The organism is Flavobacterium sp. UBA7682 (genome assembly GCF_002482945.1).
Taxonomy (GTDB): domain Bacteria; phylum Bacteroidota; class Bacteroidia; order Flavobacteriales; family Flavobacteriaceae; genus Flavobacterium.
Genome location: NZ_DLGY01000050.1, coordinates 67,128 through 86,333 on the forward strand (window position 1 = coordinate 67,128; position 19,206 = coordinate 86,333).

20 protein-coding genes are annotated in these 19,206 nt (G+C 34.9%); 10 read left to right on the forward strand and 10 right to left on the reverse strand.

Annotated features, from left to right (window positions below):
* Window positions 1-109: 109 nt before the first annotated feature.
* Genes B3C16_RS15665 through B3C16_RS15690 form a run of 6 tightly spaced genes read right to left on the reverse strand, consistent with a single transcriptional unit; the run spans window position 110 to window position 3,880 of the window.
* Window positions 110-640, reverse strand: coding sequence for a mechanosensitive ion channel domain-containing protein (locus B3C16_RS15665; protein WP_121313697.1), 531 nt, complete (start codon window positions 638-640; stop codon window positions 110-112).
* 4 nt (window positions 641-644) lie between these two features.
* Window positions 645-1,226, reverse strand: coding sequence for a Maf-like protein (locus tag B3C16_RS15670; RefSeq protein ID WP_291133206.1), 582 nt, complete (start codon window positions 1,224-1,226; stop codon window positions 645-647).
* A complete protein-coding gene (locus B3C16_RS15675) occupies window positions 1,219-2,145 on the reverse strand; it encodes a geranylgeranylglycerol-phosphate geranylgeranyltransferase (protein ID WP_121313699.1) in 927 nt (308 codons plus the stop codon). Before B3C16_RS15675 ends, B3C16_RS15670 begins: the two co-directional genes overlap by 8 nt.
* 40 nt (window positions 2,146-2,185) lie before the next feature.
* Window positions 2,186-2,557 (reverse strand): four helix bundle protein, encoded by a 372-nt coding sequence (locus B3C16_RS15680; RefSeq protein WP_291133208.1) that lies wholly within the window; start codon window positions 2,555-2,557, stop codon window positions 2,186-2,188.
* A 50-nt stretch (window positions 2,558-2,607) separates the two neighbouring features.
* Window positions 2,608-3,135: a KdsC family phosphatase gene (locus tag B3C16_RS15685; RefSeq protein ID WP_121313701.1), complete on the reverse strand. Its 528-nt coding sequence runs from the start codon at window positions 3,133-3,135 to the stop codon at window positions 2,608-2,610.
* The gene (locus tag B3C16_RS15690; RefSeq protein ID WP_121313702.1) at window positions 3,119-3,880 is read right to left on the reverse strand and encodes a Rossmann-like and DUF2520 domain-containing protein; all 762 of its coding nucleotides are present in this window, start codon (window positions 3,878-3,880) and stop codon (window positions 3,119-3,121) included. Before B3C16_RS15690 ends, B3C16_RS15685 begins: the two co-directional genes overlap by 17 nt.
* Window positions 3,881-4,033: 153 nt before the next feature.
* On the opposite strand from B3C16_RS15690, the gene ccsA reads away from it, so the two are divergent.
* Complete coding sequence (ccsA, locus tag B3C16_RS15695; RefSeq protein WP_121313703.1) at window positions 4,034-7,171, forward strand: cytochrome c biogenesis protein CcsA; 3,138 nt, start codon at window positions 4,034-4,036, stop codon at window positions 7,169-7,171.
* A 65-nt stretch (window positions 7,172-7,236) separates the two neighbouring features.
* Here ccsA and B3C16_RS15700 read toward each other — a convergent pair whose 3' ends face one another.
* Together B3C16_RS15700 and B3C16_RS15705 are read right to left on the reverse strand one after the other, a co-directional pair.
* Window positions 7,237-8,019, reverse strand: coding sequence for an anti-sigma factor (locus tag B3C16_RS15700; protein ID WP_121313704.1), 783 nt, complete (start codon window positions 8,017-8,019; stop codon window positions 7,237-7,239).
* Complete coding sequence (locus B3C16_RS15705) at window positions 8,019-8,549, reverse strand: RNA polymerase sigma factor (protein ID WP_121313705.1); 531 nt, start codon at window positions 8,547-8,549, stop codon at window positions 8,019-8,021. Before B3C16_RS15705 ends, B3C16_RS15700 begins: the two co-directional genes overlap by 1 nt.
* A 308-nt stretch (window positions 8,550-8,857) precedes the next feature.
* Between B3C16_RS15705 and B3C16_RS15710 the strand changes: the two genes are divergently transcribed.
* On the forward strand, window positions 8,858-9,463 hold the full coding sequence (locus B3C16_RS15710) for a glutathione peroxidase (protein ID WP_291133212.1): 606 nt from the start codon (window positions 8,858-8,860) through the stop codon (window positions 9,461-9,463).
* 188 nt (window positions 9,464-9,651) lie between these two features.
* Window positions 9,652-10,026 (forward strand): hypothetical protein, encoded by a 375-nt coding sequence (locus tag B3C16_RS15715; RefSeq protein WP_291133214.1) that lies wholly within the window; start codon window positions 9,652-9,654, stop codon window positions 10,024-10,026.
* A gap of 48 nt (window positions 10,027-10,074) precedes the next feature.
* On the opposite strand, the gene B3C16_RS15720 is transcribed toward B3C16_RS15715, so the two are convergent.
* Together B3C16_RS15720 and B3C16_RS15725 are read right to left on the reverse strand one after the other, a co-directional pair.
* A complete protein-coding gene (locus tag B3C16_RS15720; RefSeq protein ID WP_121313707.1) occupies window positions 10,075-10,458 on the reverse strand; it encodes a RidA family protein in 384 nt (127 codons plus the stop codon).
* Window positions 10,459-10,477: 19 nt separating this feature from the next.
* The gene (locus B3C16_RS15725; protein ID WP_291133216.1) at window positions 10,478-10,975 is read right to left on the reverse strand and encodes a GNAT family N-acetyltransferase; all 498 of its coding nucleotides are present in this window, start codon (window positions 10,973-10,975) and stop codon (window positions 10,478-10,480) included.
* A gap of 100 nt (window positions 10,976-11,075) precedes the next feature.
* On the opposite strand from B3C16_RS15725, the gene B3C16_RS15730 reads away from it, so the two are divergent.
* The 7 genes from B3C16_RS15730 to efp all read left to right on the forward strand — a co-directional run bounded on the left by B3C16_RS15730 (window position 11,076) and on the right by efp (window position 19,156).
* The gene (locus tag B3C16_RS15730; RefSeq protein WP_291133218.1) at window positions 11,076-12,182 is read left to right on the forward strand and encodes a hypothetical protein; all 1,107 of its coding nucleotides are present in this window, start codon (window positions 11,076-11,078) and stop codon (window positions 12,180-12,182) included.
* Between the two features lie 58 nt (window positions 12,183-12,240).
* Complete coding sequence (menD, locus tag B3C16_RS15735) at window positions 12,241-13,902, forward strand: 2-succinyl-5-enolpyruvyl-6-hydroxy-3-cyclohexene-1-carboxylic-acid synthase (protein ID WP_291133220.1); 1,662 nt, start codon at window positions 12,241-12,243, stop codon at window positions 13,900-13,902.
* A gap of 30 nt (window positions 13,903-13,932) precedes the next feature.
* Window positions 13,933-15,168 carry an HD domain-containing protein gene (locus B3C16_RS15740; protein ID WP_121313711.1) on the forward strand — a complete coding sequence of 412 codons (1,236 nt, stop codon included), beginning with the start codon at window positions 13,933-13,935 and terminating at the stop codon, window positions 15,166-15,168.
* A gap of 121 nt (window positions 15,169-15,289) precedes the next feature.
* Window positions 15,290-16,303 (forward strand): UDP-3-O-(3-hydroxymyristoyl)glucosamine N-acyltransferase, encoded by a 1,014-nt coding sequence (gene lpxD, locus B3C16_RS15745; protein WP_291133222.1) that lies wholly within the window; start codon window positions 15,290-15,292, stop codon window positions 16,301-16,303.
* A gap of 68 nt (window positions 16,304-16,371) precedes the next feature.
* Window positions 16,372-17,760, forward strand: coding sequence for a bifunctional UDP-3-O-[3-hydroxymyristoyl] N-acetylglucosamine deacetylase/3-hydroxyacyl-ACP dehydratase (locus tag B3C16_RS15750; RefSeq protein ID WP_291133224.1), 1,389 nt, complete (start codon window positions 16,372-16,374; stop codon window positions 17,758-17,760).
* A gap of 3 nt (window positions 17,761-17,763) precedes the next feature.
* Window positions 17,764-18,549, forward strand: coding sequence for an acyl-ACP--UDP-N-acetylglucosamine O-acyltransferase (gene lpxA / locus B3C16_RS15755; RefSeq protein WP_121313714.1), 786 nt, complete (start codon window positions 17,764-17,766; stop codon window positions 18,547-18,549).
* 40 nt (window positions 18,550-18,589) lie between these two features.
* Entirely contained in the window at window positions 18,590-19,156 is a 567-nt protein-coding gene (gene efp, locus B3C16_RS15760) for an elongation factor P (RefSeq protein ID WP_121313715.1), read from the forward strand.
* The last annotated feature ends 50 nt before the right edge of the window (window positions 19,157-19,206 follow it).

Consider the following 19,206-nt stretch of genomic DNA (forward strand, 5'->3'; position numbering starts at 1 on the left):
AGAAAATAGTAATTACTCTTGCACGCTTTGGTATTAGATATTCCAAAAGTAGTGCCAGAAAGAAGCAAGCTCGTTATATGATTTCTGTTTAAATTTACAGAATTAAGTTTTAATCCATAAATTCTTTGTCTTCAAACTTAGGTTTAATAATAGAAATTCCCTTTTGGAGTAAGAGATTGTTAGGGTAAACGATACGTTCGCCATCTTGTGTCAGTAAGTCGGTGTGGAAAGCATTAATATCAATAATTTCAGCTTCAATATTAAAATCTTTGTCGTGTACTTTAATAATATCACCTATTTTAAATGGAAAGGAGAAGAATAAAATAATGCCCGAAGTGATATTGCTAAGGATTGACCATTGTGCAAACATAGCAACACCAACCACTGTTGCAATTGAGGAAAGCGTAATTAAAATATCATCTTTTTGTACACCCCAAATTACAATAAGCGAAATAATGGCCAAAATGCTTATCAATAAATGAATGTATTTAATCACCAAATTGGTTCTTTTTTCAATTCCGGTGTGTGATCTTGAATAGCTTTTTACTGCTTTGGTCACTATTAGTCTGAGAAAAACCACTACGAGAATTACCAGTCCGGTGGCAATGGTTTCTTTTGTATAGAAATCAAAAAAACTCATAATCTTATAAATTGGTTAGATATGCGTAAACTTTATCAGTGGGTAAACCTACAACATTCGTATAAGAACCTTCAATTTTTGAAATACCAACCAGGCCAATCCATTCCTGAATACCATAGGCACCCGCTTTGTCAAAGGGTTTATAATGTTCCAAATAATACCGAATGGCATCGTCTGAAAGTTTATTAAAAGTCACTTTGGTTACTTCAAAAATGGTTTCTGTTTTTTGAGTGGTTTTGAAACAAACTGAAGTGATAACTTCATGGGTTTTGCCCGACATAGATTGCAGCATTTGAAAGGCATCATCATAATCTTTAGGTTTTCCTAAAGCTTTATTTTCAAACCAAACAATGGTATCACTGGTGATGAGAATTTCGTTTTCTGCAATTTCGCCTTCGAAAGCATTGGCCTTTAGCACGGCTAAAAAGTTGGTTATCTCAACGCCTTGAAGGTTTTCAGGATAAATTTCTTCAATCTCTTTTAGTCTGATTTCGAAATCCGCATCTAAATCTTTTAAAAACTGTTGCCTTCGCGGCGAACCCGAAGCTAAGATTATTTTGTACTTTTTATTCAGCAAATTAAGCATTATTTTTAATATTCAAATTGATGACTAAAATAGACAATATTCCAAAGAAGATTACCCATTTTAACACGGTACTTAACAAAGTAAAATCTTTTTTTGCTTTAGCGTTCCAAATTTTAATTACAAAGAAAATCATTGGAGCAACCACAAATAACAAGGCATAAATTACAGCATAATAAAGAGCATTACTCATTAGAAAAGTGTTGATGTACCAAAGTAAAATCAAGATTGAAATAAAACCTAACCCGAAGACAACTTTAGCAGTTCGGCTCACACCAAGAGCAATTGGTAAAGTATTCATTCCTTGGTTATAATCGCCATTTATATCTTCCATGTCTTTAACAATTTCTCGAATAAAATTAATACAAAAAGCAAATAAGGCATAGTCTAAAAGCAATGAAAAATAAATCCCCATTTCCTTTTGATTGTTCTCAAAAGTAAGCGGCAACAAATCGTAAACACCAATGATTAAAATACTAATCGCTAACAGAAACGCAACTATAATATTTCCAATCAACAACATCTTTTTAAAAGTGGTTGCGTACAAATAGAGTAGTGTAACAATAATAATAAAAATCCCTGCAAAGGTTGGTTTTTGTATAGTGTTTGACAAATAAAAACCAATTCCAACACCGGTAACATTCAAGGCGAAATAAATGTTATAAGCCATAGCTTCCGAAATGCTTTTGCCAATAATCACTTGGTTAGGTTTGTTGTCATTATCCGTTTCTTGATCCATGACATCATTGATGATGTAACCGGCAGCGGCTATTAATACAGTTGATAAAACCAATAATGAATATTGAAAATCACTCAGAAACAAATAAATAGCTTCATGTTTTAGAAATCCATATCGGAAAATCAATTGCATGAAAGCAAGTAGGAGTAAGTTTTGGTATCTTATTAGTTTAAGGTATTTCATAAAGTATGAGTGTTCAGTGTTCAGTTTTTAGTGTTCAGTATTAATCTTTTTTTACGCCAAATTTTTGCGGATTCAAAATCATGTAATTGATTAGTTTTCCGATTTCTAAAGAGTCATTGTAGATTTCTTCATAAACTTCATTTGATATATATTCACAACTTATAGCAAAATCAAGCCAAACCTGTGTCTCAGAATTTTCTCCATCAGAATCAGTTAATTTACTATGAAAATGTTTAGGATAATCTCTTTTTCTATAGGCTTCAGCAATAGTGACAGGAACACTTCTTGAGGAACGTCTTATTTGATCGGTCAATGAATACATCTCTTCTTTAGGAAAAGCTTTAGTAATTTTAAATATTTTCATTGCCAAATTAAATGCTTTTTTATAAGCCAATAAATCTTGAAATCTCATATTTGTATTTTTAAATCCTTACAACTGAACACTAAAAACTGACCACTAATCTAATCGTGTTTTCCATTATAGTACATATGCCATTTGCCTTGTACTTTCATAACCTGTTCAATCACTTCACGAACAGCACCTTTTCCGCCATTTTTATGCGAAATGTATTTGGAAATCGCTTTAATTTCTGCTACAGCGTCTTGCGGACAAGTCGGTAAACCTACCAATTGCATCACATGAAAATCGGGAATATCATCACCCATGTACAAAACTTGTTCGGGCTTGATGTTGTACAATTCGGCATATTCTTTGAAAGTTGCCACTTTATCCGGCGAAGCCAAATGAATATCGGTAATACCTAAGTTCCTCAATCGAATGCGAACGCCTTCATTATTGCCACCTGAAATGATGCAAACATGATAACCACTTTCTATAGCCGCTTTCATCGCAAAACCATCTCTGATATTCATGATGCGAAGCATTTCGCCACTTTCAGTAACATGAACCGAACTATCGGTTAAAACGCCGTCTACATCAAAAATAAATGTAGTAATCTCATTCATGATTTCTTTATAACTTTTTCCCATGATCGATAATAGATTTGGTTAGCAATTTATAGATTTCTTTTTGGTTTTCGTCAGTCAAAAAAGACAGATGAGTGTTAATCGTTTGTGTGTCTTTTCGTTTGGCCGGACCGGTTTGCGCTTCCTTAGGTGACAGCGTTAAAATTTTATTGGCCGTTTCTTGTATCAAAGGCTTTAAGATGTCGAAAGACAAATTGTTTTCGGTACAAATTTCGTTCCCCATTTGGTACAAGTGATTGACAAAATTCGAGACAAAAACGGCGGCAACATGCAACGCTTTTCTTTGTTCGGAATTGACTTTGTAAATTACATTAGAAATCAATTTTGCGACCGTTTCAAGCGTTTGATAATCCTTATCATTTTCGGCTTCCAAACAAATAGGAATGATTTTAAAATCGACTGCTTTCGATTTAGAAAAGGTTTGTAGCGGATAAAAAACACCCTTGCGATTTTTGTCATCCATGTTGCTCATAGCAACACTTCCCGAAGTATGAACCACCAATTGATTTTTAAAAGGAATTTGATCGGAAACTTCAGCAATAGCATCATCAGTAACCGCTATAATAATTACATCAACGGTTTGTAAATGGTTGTAATCTGATATTATTTTGTTGGAATTGACAAGGTCAGCAACCACTTGAGGTTTTCTTGAAAACACTTGAACCAACTCAATTTCAGCCTTTTCACTAAACGCTTTAATGAGATGACGGGCAACATTTCCTGAACCAATAATAGTCACTTGAATCATGTGGCTAAATTATCGAAAATTAATTTCATTTTTTATTTTAAATCAAAGAAATCCACAAGTCTTAAAAATGTATTAAAACACCAATCAAATGAAGTGTAAATCTATTTATTTACCCTATTTTTGTACGACTTTTTTAAAAAATAATTCCAACTCATGGAAAAAAAATTATACTCTTTTTTATTCTCCACACGATTAATGGCTGTTTTGTTTCTTGGTTTTGCCGCAGCAATGGCAGCCGGAACGTTTATTGAAAGTGAATACAACACTGATACCGCTCGAATTTTGATATACAACACTTGGTGGTTTGAAGCCATCATGTTGTTTTTTATGATCAATTTCTTTGGGAATATCAAACGTTACCAATTGTACAAAAAAGAAAAATGGGCGACACTTTTGCTGCATTTGTCTTTCATCTTTATCATCGCAGGTGCTTTTATTACGCGTTACATCAGTTATGAAGGTATGATGCCTATTCGAGAAGGAGAAAGTTCTAAACAAGTTTACTCAGACAAATGCTATCTGACAGTTTTTGTAGATGGTGTTTATCAAGGCGAAGTTAAGAGACGAACATTTGAAGAACCATTATTACTTTCACCGGTTACCAATAATCATTTTTCGTTGAATGAAAAGTTTGCCGACATTCCGTTTGAAATAGAATACAAAGACTTTGTTTTTGATGCGAAAGAGAGCATTAAAGAAGATGCGAAAGGTGATACTTATCTTAAATTAGTCGAATCTGGAGATGGTTCAAGACACGAACACATGCTCAAAGCCGGAGAAGTACAAAACATACACAACGTTTTATTTGCTTTGGACAAACCTACCAAAGGCGCAATTAATATTGATTCCAAAGCCAATACCATTACGTCACCGTTTGACGGACAGTTTATGCGAATGGCTGATAAAATGCAAGGCGAAGTGACTAAGGATGTAGTTCAACCTTTAATGTATCGTTCGCTATATAACATCGGCGGAAGCCAATTTGTAATTCCGGAATTGCCTAAAAAAGGCGTAAAGTCATTCCAATCGAGTGGCGATTTCAAAGCTAAAAACGGAGAAGATGCACTGACACTTGTGGTTAAAACAGATGGAAAAGAAAAAGTCGTAACGCTTGTGGGTTCCAAGGGAAAACAAGGCGAACCCAAATCGTTTAAATTAGGTAAACTCGAATTCACTTTAAGCTATGGCAGTAGAATATACGAATTGCCTTTTAGTTTAAAACTCAATGATTTTATCGCCGCCAAATATCCCGGAACAGAAAAAAGCTATTCTTCTTTCGAAAGTAAAGTAACCGTTTTAGATGGTGCCGAAAAATTTGACGCTCATATTTATATGAATAACATTTTAGATTATAAAGGATTTAGATTTTTCCAAGCCAATTTTGATCCGGATGAAAAAGGAACCGTTCTTTCGGTTAATCATGATTTTTGGGGAACAACCATTACTTATATTGGTTACTTTTTATTGTATTTCTGTATGATGGCCATATTGTTTACTAAAAACACGCGCTTTTCTGACTTGAAACGAAAATTAGAAAACGTAAAAAGGAAGAAAGCCAAGTTGACTACCGCTTTGGTTTTATTGTTTTCTTTAAATGGATTGGCGCAAGAGCATACTGCAACGCACAATAAAGCGTTACCAACACAAAAACAAGTCGATTCTATCATCAACAAATACAAAGTTTCCGAAAAACATGCGGCGCAGTTTGGTCGTTTGGTTATTCAGGATGACGGCGGAAGAATGAAACCTATCAATACGTTTTCTTCTGAATTGTTGCGTAAAGTCAGTAAAAGTGATACTTATAACGGAATGAACTCTGACCAAGTTTTTCTTTCCATGACACAATTTCCAACCGTTTGGTTCGAATCACCGCTGATTTACATTAAAAAAGGAAACGATAGTATTCGCAAAATCATCGGAGTCAATCCGGATGCTAAATATGCTTCTTTCCATGATTTTTTCGACGAAGATTGGAATTATAAATTATCGCCTTATTTAGAAAAAGCCTATAAATCAGCGATTCCGGATCAGTTTGAAAAAGATTTTATCGAAACCGATAAAAAAGTAAATCTGTTGAATGCCGCCTTAAGCGGAAAAATTTTAAAAATCTTTCCGGTTCCGAATGATCCGAATAACAAATGGGTTTCGTTCTTAGAAATCAATCATACCACAGGAAATGCTTTAGACACCATTAAAGGTGCCTTGCCTGTTTATTTAGACGCACTCATGAAAGCTTCTGATAGTAAGGATTACACTCGTGCCAACACTTTTTTAGTGGGTATGGAAGACTATCAGAAAGTGTACGGAAAAGCTGTTCGACCTGCAGACCAAAAAATCGATTACGAAATATTGTATAATAAATATGATGTTTTCAAAAACTTGTTTTGGCTGTACATGCTAATAGGTTGTTTAATGTTGGTTTTAGTAATAGTCAACATTTTCTTTGAAAGTAAGATTTTAAAAATTACCGTCAACGGATTCCATATACTTATCGGCTTGTTATTCGGAATTCACACACTCGGACTGATTGCGCGTTGGTATATTTCAGGCCATGCACCTTGGAGTGATGCGTATGAAAGTATGATTTATGTGGCTTGGGCGACGATGTTCTTTACTCTGGCTTTTGACCGAAAATCTAAATTAACAGTGGCTTCAGGAACTTTTGTGGCTTCAATGATTTTAATGATTGCTCACTGGAATTGGATGGATCCGGCGATTGCTAATTTACAGCCGGTATTAAATTCTTATTGGTTAATGATTCACGTTGCCGTAATCGTAGCCAGTTATGGACCGTTTACTTTAGCGATGGTTTTAGGTATTGTATCATTACTGTTGATGTTGTTTGTCAATGAAAAAAACAAAACCAAAATGGAACTCAACATCAAAGAAATCACTTATATCAATGAAATGGCATTGACTATCGGTTTGGTCATGTTAACTATTGGTAACTTTTTAGGTGGCCAATGGGCGAATGAGAGTTGGGGTAGGTATTGGGGTTGGGATCCAAAAGAAACTTGGGCTTTAATCAGCATTATGATTTATGCCTTTGTAATTCATGCCCGATTTGTTCCTGCATTACGCAATAAATGGGTTTATAATGTATTGGCGGTATTTGCTTTTTACTCAATTATGATGACGTATTTTGGAGTGAATTTCTATCTAACAGGATTGCATTCTTATGCTAGTGGCGATAAAGTGGTAACACCTTCTTTTGTATATTATTCTGTTGCTTTTGTAGTTGTTTTGGCTACTTTATCTTACTTCAAGTACAGAAAGTATTTAAGAAAGTAATCATATATACAGAAAATAAAAAGTCCCGAGATTATCGGGACTTTTTTTATAATTATTTGCTTGAATTATACTTTTCCTAAAGTATACAATTTTTCCAATGTTGGCGATTTGCTTCCGCCTGCCGGTTCCAGTGTAATTCCGAAAGCTTCTGCTCCGGCATTGTTCTCAACTTTAAAGATAGAATTATCAGCTGTAAAATTCTCTAATAAACCGACACTTGTTGGTGTTAACGGTTCTAATTTCAAAGCCCAAACCTGATACACCATGCCTTCCGGTGGTTCCGGCAAACCTGACGCATCTACATAAACGGTTTGTTGTTCTTTATTCCAATATACTTTGGCCGAAGCGGATGGATCAATAGCTTGTCCGCCTAACTGAATAACGGTTGTTTTAGTATCTCTAATCACATTCAAAACGGTGGTTGTTTCTTTGTTTTTCAGTTCCAAATCAACTACTGTTTCTTGTAATTTATTTTTTTCTACTTTGATAGTTTCAATTTGTTGATTGCTTTCACTCAATTTTGAATATTGAAAGCCGATACCAATCAACAATGCCAAAGAAGCCGCCCAACCGATATAAGTGGCAGTATTGCTTCTCGATTTAAAGTCGACAACTCTTCCGTGTTTCAGTTCGAGTTGGGCTTTAATTTTCTCAAATTGGCTATGCGAAATAAAAGGCGAGAAGCTGCTGGAAAGGTTGATAATTGCCTTTTCTATCGAGAGAATTTCCGCTTTAATCTCGGGATTCTTATTCGCCATAGCGTTAACTTCATCGTTTTCCGATTCGGTAAGCAAACCATACACATAGAGTTCTAATATGCCTGATTCTATATAGTCTTTAGTTTCCATTATACATTTAAAAATTTACGTAGGTCGTTCATACACATTCGATTTTGGGTCTTAACTGTACCCAAAGGGATTTCTAATTCTTCCGAAGCTTCTTGTTGGGTATATCCTTTGAAAAACAGTAGATCGATAATTTGAATACATTTGGGTTTTAGTTTTTTTACAAAATCCAAAATTCCGATGGTATCAATTCTATTGGTTAGTTTGTTACTGTCATCTAACAGATGTACGAAATTATCAGAGGAGAGGTTTTTTTGACTGTTGTTAAAACCTTTAGAACGCAATTTGTCGATTGAAGTATTTCTAGTGATATTGAGCATCCAAGTGTACAATCGGCCTTTGCTTTGATTGTAAGTATCGATGTTTTTCCATATCTTAACAAATACTTCTTGAAGGACGTCTTCCGCTTCTTCACGATCTTTTATTAAATTGGTTATAATGCTGAAAAGGCTTTTAGAATACATATCATATAGTATTGTAAAAGCTTTTTCTTCCTTCCTCAGAAGCAACGGTAATAATTCCTCTTGTGTCATACCTAATATTTTATAATCGTAAAAATAACGAAACTTAGTTCACATTTCCTAATGTTATAAAATAATATGATGTAAATCAATCCATAATGAGAACCTAATCAACAGCATTTTCGTAAATGTATTCAAGGGAAATCTGCTATGATTTTTGTTTAGGTTTTTTGTTTTGTGATAGAAAATAAATTTCTGTCATGTTTGTTGGAAGCTCAATGATTGCAGAGTCATTGGGCTTCTTTTATTTAACAAAAACTTTAGCAGTTGTATAACACCATTGGTATCGAATAATGACTAATTTTATAAAAAAAATAAAGATGAAAAAAATAATCCTACTGAGTTGCAGCGTATTGTTACTTTGGAGTTGTCAAGGCAATGCGCAACAAAAACCAGTTACAAATTCTTCAGAAAACAATAAAAAAATGGACACAGCAGTTAAAGCAGAGACTATTTACCAATTTAAGGTAACAGATTTATATGGTCAGCAGTTTGACTTTGCCTCATTAAAAGGCAAAAAAGTACTCATTGTAAACACCGCTTCAGAATGTGGATTAACGCCACAGTACAAAGACCTGGAAGCAATTTATAAAAAATACAAAGACAAAAATTTTGTAATCATCGGATTTCCGGCTAATAACTTCGGAGCACAAGAACCGGGAAGTAATCAAGAAATTGCTAAGTTTTGCGAAATGAATTATGGGGTTACTTTTCCAATGATGAGTAAAGTCTCCGTAAAAGGAGCGGATAAAAGTGAATTGTATCAATTCCTAACGCAAAAGAGTAAAAATGGGTTGCAAGACAGTGAAGTCGAATGGAATTTCCAAAAATACTTAATCAACGAACAAGGTGAATTGGTCAAAGTATTATCGCCAAGAGTATTACCAACAGACACTGAAATTGTCGGTTGGATTAACGAAAAGTAAAATAATTGTTTATTTAGAGCTAAGCCTGATGAAGTCATTCGTCAGGTTTTTTGCTTTAAAAATATCGACAAACGTCACTGGACTCGTGATTTAAAGAGTTTTTTATCCGTTTAACGATTTTTGAATAATTGCTTTGTGAATTGTTCTTAGCTTTGAATTACAATATCAACTACCACAATGATTAATATATGAAGAATATTTTCAATCCTGTATATAGAGAGGATTATTTAGAAGGTTATTCAAACGGACTAAATCCATACCTGAAAATCTCAGAAAGCAAAAATGAAGCCTATATTCTTGGTTTTAAACAAGGAAGGTTAGATTACGAAAGAATGAACGGAAAAGTCGCTTATGGCATTCCGCAATTGATAGTCACTAACAAAGTTTTAGAAGATTTTCTTTTAGCAGGAATGCTAGGAATGGATATCGATTCTGATGGCTATACGGCTTTTCAAATTGATGTTATCCAAAAATGGTATCAAAGTGGTGTTGAGAAATACAACGCTACACAAAGTGATTATTTGCACTCAATTTTAGAACAGAATGGCATTGAAATTGCCTAACAAATACCCCTGACTTTTTTAAAAACTGATGAAACCCTCATCAGTTTTTTATTTTTGCTTTATCGCAGTTACTTCAATTTCTATTTTCATTCGAGCATCAGCTAAACCTGCGGAAATCATAGTCGCTGCAGGTTTGCACTTGTCGAAATATTTTCTGAGAATTGGCCAACATAGTTTAAATTCATCCGCTTGCGGAACAATATAAAGCACGCGAACAACATCGGTTATTTCGGCGTCAGCGTTGGCTAAAGCAGCGATTATATTTTTTAAACACTGCTCCGTTTGTTCTTCAATTTGTTCTGAAATGGTCATCGTGTCATAATCAAAGCCGGTTGTTCCCGACACAAAAACCCAATCGCCTTGAACAACTGCTCGTGAATAGCCTATTTCTGTCTCAAACGTCGAACCTGAACTGATGAATTGTCTTTTCATAAAGGCTAATTTTTAATGGTTATTCCAACATCAACTGCATAATTTGAGAATGCAACCAACGGTCAAACTTAAAGCCGGTTTCTTTTAACACCGCTATCGTTTTAAATCCAAATTGCTCATGAAAAGTAACACTACTTTGGTTTTCTGAGTCGATGACGGCAATCATAGTATGCAATTTTTGTGTTTTGGCTAAAGTAATCAAATTAGTCATAATCACTTTTCCGATGCCTTTTCCGTGAAAGTCATTGGCTACATATACCGAATGTTCTACGGTAAATCGATATGCATCGCGAAAACGAAACTCACTATAGTAACCAAATCCAATCACTTTTTTATCAATAGTGGCAACAATCACAGGAAAACCTTTTTTGAGTTTGTCTTCAAAAATGGCAATTTGCTGTTCCAAAGTGCGCGGATGATAATCGTATAAAGCGGTTGAGTTTAAAATGTTATAATTTAGAATGTCCACAATAGGTTGTGTGTCATTTTTTTGATAAGGTCTGATGCTAATTTCCATATTTCAAAAATAATGTATTTTTAACATGTTTTAGAATTCTAAACATAAATAACACTTCTTCTATTTGTAAGTTTGTATTAATCCAATCAAGATTATTATCATGAAATTTTTCTTTTTATTTATAGCCGCTTTTTGTTCACTTTTTGGTTTGGCACAAAATGATCCTGAACCCAACTTATCTATCGAGACCTTTCAAAGACCTGAAGTTTTGCAAGATTTCAAACTAAAACCTTATAAAAATATTAAAAAGTATAATCAAGGAAAACTGCGATTTGAAACTGATTATGACAGTGTTGGAAATGTAATAAAAACCCAATCTTATACAGGGGATTATATATATGTACACGAATATAAACACAAAGGGAATTTAAGAATATTCTATAAAGATTCAAAAATCACAACACTCGATGAATTTCCAAAAGATAAAAAGTCGGAAAGTCAGGTTTTTAAAGTCAATTTTGATAAAACCGGAAAAATAATCGAAGGAGAATCCGGAAGGATTTCAGTAGATAATGTTTACAGAAAATTAGGGAATACTTACTATGACGATAAAGAACGTCCTATAAAATATACTGATGTTGAAGGGAAAAGTTCAACGAACTTTAAATACAACAGAAGTAATCTTATTGCAAAAGAATATGTTTATGAAGCCAATAATAAAGTGGACAAAACCATCTTAAACTTTAAATACAAAAGGAATTTAGTGGTCTATTCTGAAACAATTAAGGAAAAATATGTTGACGGTAAACTAATTGATAAACAAACATCATCAACTGCCATCATTAATTATAAAAGAAAACAGCCTGTAAAAAAAGTTTTCAAGAATAGGGAAACTACAGAAGAACGAATTTATGAATATGATGAGAATCATAATATGACCTATTATTCTGTTAAAATATACCTGAATGTTGATAATTCTCTAAAATCTGAAGAATGGTATAAATATGTTTATGAAAACAATCTTAAAGTGTATTCACATGCTTATGATGGAGATAGCACACATCCCGATGGAAAAGAGACTATTGCAAACTATGAATATAAAAATGGATTGCTTCACAAAGTTTACAGCACTTTCAATATCGAAAAAGACAGAAAACTTGAAGTTGAGTATTTCTACAATCAACACAAACATATGATAAAAAAAGTGCATACGATTTTAGATATTAATAGTACTAGTATTGAAGAATATAAAGTTGAATATTTCTAAAATAGTATTCTTAAACCCAAATCTATATTTGTACCTTTGTCATCCATAAAAAACAACAATGATTTATCCCAAAATACCATTGGCGCAAAGCATTATTGAGATTTGCAATGCCAAAGGAGTTCACGATATTATTATTTCGCCAGGTTCCAGAAATGCACCATTGACTATTGGTTTTACTAATAATTCCAATTTTCGTTGCTATAGTATTGCAGATGAACGTTGTGCTGCTTTTTTTGCTTTAGGAATAGCGCAACAAACGCAAAAACCGGTTGCCGTTGTTTGTACGTCAGGTTCGGCATTGCTGAATTATTATCCGGCATTGGCAGAAGCCTTTTACAGTCAGATTCCATTTATAGTGATTTCAGCCGATAGACCACACGATAAAATTGATATTGGCGACGGTCAAACCATTCGTCAGGAAAATGTTTTCTTAAATCACTCTTTATACAATGCTAATTTACTCGAAGAAGCTTCGGAAGAAAATGATGTATTTATCAATGAAGCGATTAATGTAGCTATTGCTCACAAAGGTCCGGTGCACATCAATGTTCCGTTTGAAGAACCTTTGTACCAAACGACTAACAAGCTTTCTGTTGATGTGAATGTAACCCATTTATTTAAAGCAAATCGTTCTGTTAGAGTAGAAGATATTATTGCTTTTTCGACTTTGTGGAATCACAGTCAGAAGATTTTGGTATTGGTAGGCGAGTGTGCTCCGAATTCAGTGGAACAAAAATGGATTGACCAATTAGCCCAATTCCCATCGGTAGTGGTGTTGACAGAAACTACATCTAACTTACATCATCCGTCATTTATCAATAACATCGACACGCTGATTACACCATTTGCCGAAAAAGAATTCACCGAATTGCAACCAAGAATACTAATCACTTTTGGTGGTATGATAGTTTCCAAAAGGATAAAAGCATTCTTAAGAAAATACAAACCAAGACACCATTGGCATATAGATGAACTCAGAGCTTATGACACTTTTGGGATTTTAACCAAACATTTTCATGTGAGTCCGAATCAGTTCTTTTTCCAGTTTATGCCGCATTTAAAAGAAACCAAAAGCGACTATAAAAAGATTTTTGAAGCGGTACACCAAGATAGAAAAGGTAAGCATGTTGACTATCTCTCTAAAGTTAAATTCTCTGATTTAAAAGCATTTGAAAGTATATTATCGACTTTGCCCAAAAACATCCAACTGCAAGTCAGTAACAGCGCTGCAATTCGATACGCACAGTTATTTGATATCGATCAATCGATTCAAGTCTTTTGTAATCGAGGAACCAGCGGTATTGACGGAAGTACTTCAACCGCAATCGGAGCGGCTGTTGGTAGTAATAAACCAACGGTTTTAATCACCGGAGATGTTAGTTTCTTGTACGATAGCAATGCCCTTTGGAACAATTATATTCCAAAGAATTTCAAAATTATATTGGTCAACAACGGCGGTGGCGGCATTTTCAGAATTCTGCCCGGTCATCAGGAAAATGAAACTTTCAACACTTATTTTGAAACTTCTCATTGTTTGACTGCAGAACATTTGGCTAAAATGTACCAATTCGATTATCTAACAGCAAGCGATGAAGCCACTTTGACCAATGGTTTGAAACAATTATATAAAAACAACGACAAACCTGCGATACTAGAAGTTTTTACACCAACCAGAGAGAACAACAAACAGTTGTCGAACTATTTTAAGGCTTTGGTCTAAATTTATATCTTTACTAAAATTGAACACGCTGTGAGCCAAACCAATAAATTAAAAATATTCAACGATCCGATTTATGGGTTTATTACCATTCCCAATACCTTGGTGTATGATTTAATTCAACATCCATATTTTCAACGTTTGCGTCGCATTTCCCAAATGGGTTTGTCTTATTTGGTTTATCCCGGTGCGCATCATACTCGTTTTCACCATGCCTTGGGCGCAATGCACATGATGCAACAAGCCGTGGAAGTGCTTCGTTTTAAAGAGGTTTCTATTTCAAAAGAAGAAGAAAATGCTTTGTTAATCGCTATACTTTTACACGATATCGGGCACGGACCATTTTCGCATGCAATGGAACACAGCATCGTTGAAGAAGTGAATCACGAAGCGATTTCGCTTTTGTTTATGAATAAATTGAATGAGGAATTTGATGGACAACTAAGTTTGGCTATCCAAGTTTTTAAAGGCGAATACCATAGAAAATTCATGTTGCAGTTGATTTCAAGTCAGTTAGATATGGATCGAATGGATTACTTAAAACGCGATAGTTTCTATTCAGGCGTTGCGGAAGGGAATATTAATTCGGACCGTTTAATCCAAATGATGAATGTGGTGGATGATGTGTTGGTCATGGAAGAAAAAGGGATTTATTCGATAGAAAAATTTCTAATGGCGCGCCGATTAATGTATTGGCAAGCCTATTTGCATAAGACTAGTTTGGTCGCCGAACTTACTTTGACCAAAACCTTGCAAAGGGCCAAAGAGTTACTTCATAAAGGTGTCGAAATAGAATGCAGTAAGCCGTTAAAGTACTTTATGGAGCACAAAGTTACATTGGAAAATTTTTCAACTCATGATTTAGATACTTTTGCGCAATTAGATGATTTTGATATTATTAGCGCTTTGAAAGCTTGGCAGTTTCACGAGGACTTTATCTTGAGCAGTTTGAGCAAAATGATTATCAATCGAGACCTGTCTAAAATCAAACTCAACAGCGAAAAATTCCCTGTAGAAGTGTTACAGGAAATGTCAAGCCGATTTTCCAAAGAACATAATATTACCATACAGGAAGCCAAATATTTTATTTTTAAAGGCAAGATTAAAAATCAAGCTTACAGTAAAGATGCGGAACCGATTCGCATTTTAAAGAAAGACCGAACCATTGAAGATGTTGTTGAAGCCTCTGATCAATTGAATTTAAAAGCTTTATCCAAGCCGGTGACCAAGTATTTCATCTGTTATCCTAAACTACTGGCTGATATTTAACATTGATTTTTTTTTTATACTTTTGTCGGGATGAAACGAGCTACAAATATTTTGAATCCATTCTTTAAAATTGCCTCTGACGGGTTCTATCTTATAACTATTAAAAATAAAATAGCATAAGATGAAATTTACAGCAGCTCAAATAGCAGGAATTCTAGAAGGTGTAGTAGTGGGAAACCCGGACGCCGAAGTTTTCAAGTTGTCAAAAATCGAAGAAGGCACTGAAGGTTCGCTAACATTCTTAGCCAACCCGAAATACCTCAATTATATCTACTCAACCGAAGCTACGATTACTATTGTAAATAATACTTTTGAGCCTGAGAACGAAATCAAAACTACTTTAATCAAAGTGGATGATGCTTATCAGTCCTTTTCAAAGTTACTCGAATATTACAATCAAGTAAAACTAATGAAATCGGGTATTGAGCAACCGTCAGTGATTTCAGAGAATGTTACTTACGGCGAGAATTTATACTTAGGTAGTTTTAGTTATATTGGTAAAAATGTCGTTATCGGTGAGAATGTAAAAATTTACCCAAACACTTTTGTTGGTGATAATGTAACGATTGGAGACAATACGATTCTTTTTGCTGGTGTTAGAATATATTCCGAGTCAATTATTGGTGCCAATTGCGCCATTCATTCCGGAGCTATTATCGGTTCAGACGGATTTGGTTTCGCGCCAACAGAAGATGGTTCTTTTAGCAAAATCCCTCAAATCGGAAACGTAATTATGGAAGATTTTGTTGATGTTGGTGCTTGCACAACGATTGACAGAGCGACATTGGGATCAACTATTATTCGCAAAGGGGTAAAACTCGACAATCATATTCAAATTGCCCATAATGTTGAAATAGGAGAAAACACAGTGATTGCCGCTCAAACCGGTGTGGCAGGTTCCACCAAAATCGGAAATAATTGTATGATTGGTGGCCAAGTAGGTATTGCCGGTCATTTGACCATTGGCAACAATGTCCGGGTTCAAGCCCAATCAGGCATTGGAAAAAATATAGCTGATGGTGAAACCATACAAGGCTCTCCGGCATTTAATTATGGAGACTACAGTAAATCGTATGTTCATTTTAGAAACTTACCAAAGATTGTAGCCGACTTAGAAGAATTAAAGAAAAAATAATACACCCGAGGTGTTACCTAATTGCAGGTAGTACAGCGGAATAAAACTAAACTTAAATAAGCATACCAATGGTTAAACAGAGAACCATCCAAAACGAAATTTCCTTGACCGGTGTTGGTCTTCATACAGGAAAAGAAGTAAAGATGACCTTCAAACCCGCGCCAATTAACAATGGCTATACATTTGTTAGGGTTGATTTAGAGGGAAGCCCGATTATTGAAGCGGATGCCAATTATGTGGTAAACACACAAAGAGGCACCAACCTTGAAAAATTAGGTGTAAAAATTCAAACTTCAGAGCACGTACTTGCAGCTTTTGTGGGTTGTGATGTTGATAATGTTATTATCGAATTAAATGAATCTGAGCCACCAATTATGGACGGTTCGTCTAAGTTCTTTGTAGAAGCAATTGAAAAAGCCGGAATCGTTGAGCAAGATGCTGAACGAAATTATTATGTAGTGAAAGAAGTCATTTCATTTATGGATGAAACTACCGGAAGTGAGATTTTAGTAATGCCTGCTGATGAGTACCAAGTCACTGCAATGGTTGATTTTGGGACCAAAGTTTTAGGTACACAAAACGCTACATTGAAAAACATCTCCGATTTCAAAACCGAAATTTCAGATGCCAGAACTTTTAGTTTTCTTCACGAATTAGAAACTTTATTGGATAACGGATTAATCAAAGGCGGCGATTTAAATAACGCTATTGTTTATGTTGACAAAGAGATTTCTGAAAAGACTATGGACAATCTGAAAGTAGCTTTTGGAAAAGATAAAATTTCAGTGAAGCCAAACGGTATCCTTGACAACTTAACGTTGCATTATCCAAACGAAGCCGCACGTCATAAATTATTGGATGTGATTGGTGATTTGGCCTTAATAGGTACAAGAATTAAAGGAAAAGTAATTGCTAATAAGCCTGGTCATTTTGTAAACACTCAATTTGCCAAAAAACTTTCAAAAATTATCAAAATAGAACAGCGCAATCAAGTTCCGGTTTACGATTTGAATTTGGAACCGTTAATGGATATTCATAAAATTATGAATATCTTGCCACACCGTCCGCCATTTTTATTCATTGACAGAATCATTGAAATGTCAGACCAGCACGTGGTTGGAATGAAAAATGTGACGATGAACGAAGGTTTCTTCGTAGGCCATTTCCCGGAAGCGCCGGTTATGCCGGGAGTTATTATAGTCGAAGCTATGGCTCAAACCGGAGGAATCTTAGTTTTAAGCACGGTTCCGGATCCTGAAAATTACTTGACATTCTTTATGAAAATAGACAATGTAAAGTTCAAACACAAAGTGCTTCCGGGTGATACTTTGATATTTAAATGTGAATTGATTACACCAATTAGAAGAGGAATTTGTCATATGCAAGCCAAAGCGTATGCTAACGGAAAGTTAGTCGCCGAAGCCGAATTAATGGCACAAATAGCCAAAAAACAATAATATATGAACCAACCGTTAGCCTATGTACATCCTGGTGCCAAAATCGCTAAGAATGTCGTTATAGAACCTTTTACAACTATTCATAACAACGTCATCATTGGTGAAGGAACTTGGATTGGGTCCAATGTTACCATCATGGAAGGCGCACGTATCGGAAAGAATTGCAATATTTTTCCAGGAGCCGTAATTGCCGCTGTTCCTCAAGATTTAAAATTTGGTGGAGAAGATTCACTGGCGATAATTGGTGACAATTCAACGATCAGAGAATGTGTAACGATTAATCGTGGTACTATCGCTTCCGGACAAACCGTAATTGGTAAAAACTGTTTGGTAATGGCAACAGCGCATATTGCTCACGATTGTCATATTGGTGATAACGCCATCATTGTAAATGGTGTGGCTTTGGCCGGACACGTAATCGTTGGAAATTACGCCATCATTGGTGGTTTGGCTGCTATTCATCAGTTTATTCATATTGGAGATCACGCTATGATTTCAGGAGGTTCATTGGTACGTAAAGATGTTCCGCCTTATACCAAAGCAGCAAAAGAACCACTTTCTTATGTTGGAATCAACTCAGTAGGATTGAGAAGAAGAGGTTTTACTTCGGACAAAATCAGAGAGATTCAAGATATTTACAGAATATTATACCAAAAAAACTATAACACTTCACAAGCGATGGCCATCATTGAAGGTGAAATGGAAGCCACACCGGAACGCGACGAGATTTTAGATTTCATCAGAAACTCCTCAAGAGGAATCATGAAAGGTTACTCAGGTTCTTACTAAAAATTACTAATTATCAATTACGAATTATAAAACAAACAAAATGGCATCTACATCAGATATTAGAAACGGATTGTGTATCAAATACAACCACGATATTTATAAAATCATCGAATTCCTTCACGTTAAACCGGGAAAAGGACCGGCTTTCGTGAGAACCAAATTAAAATCTTTAACCAATGGTAAAGTATTAGACAATACTTTTTCGGCGGGACACAAGATTGAAGAAGTTCGTGTAGAAACACAAAATTTCCAGTATCTATATGCAGAAGGAGATCAGTTTCATTTTATGAATACCGAGTCTTACGAACAAATTACTTTGGATAAAAAAGTCCTTGATGCTCCGGATTTGTTAAAAGAAGGAACAATCGTAATGGTTCAAATTAACACGGAGACCGATTTGCCATTGTCTGTAGATATGCCGGCGTCAATCGTTTTAGAAGTTACTTATGCTGAACCGGGCGTAAAAGGAAATACAGCGACCAACGCGACAAAACCTGCAAAAGTAGAAACCGGTGCTTCTGTAAATGTACCTTTATTTATTAATGAAGGAGACAAAATTAAGATTGATACGGCTACTGGTTCTTATATGGAAAGAGTTAAAGAATAGTAATCAGTATTCAGTGGTCAGTTAGCAGAAAACTGATCACTTACAACTGT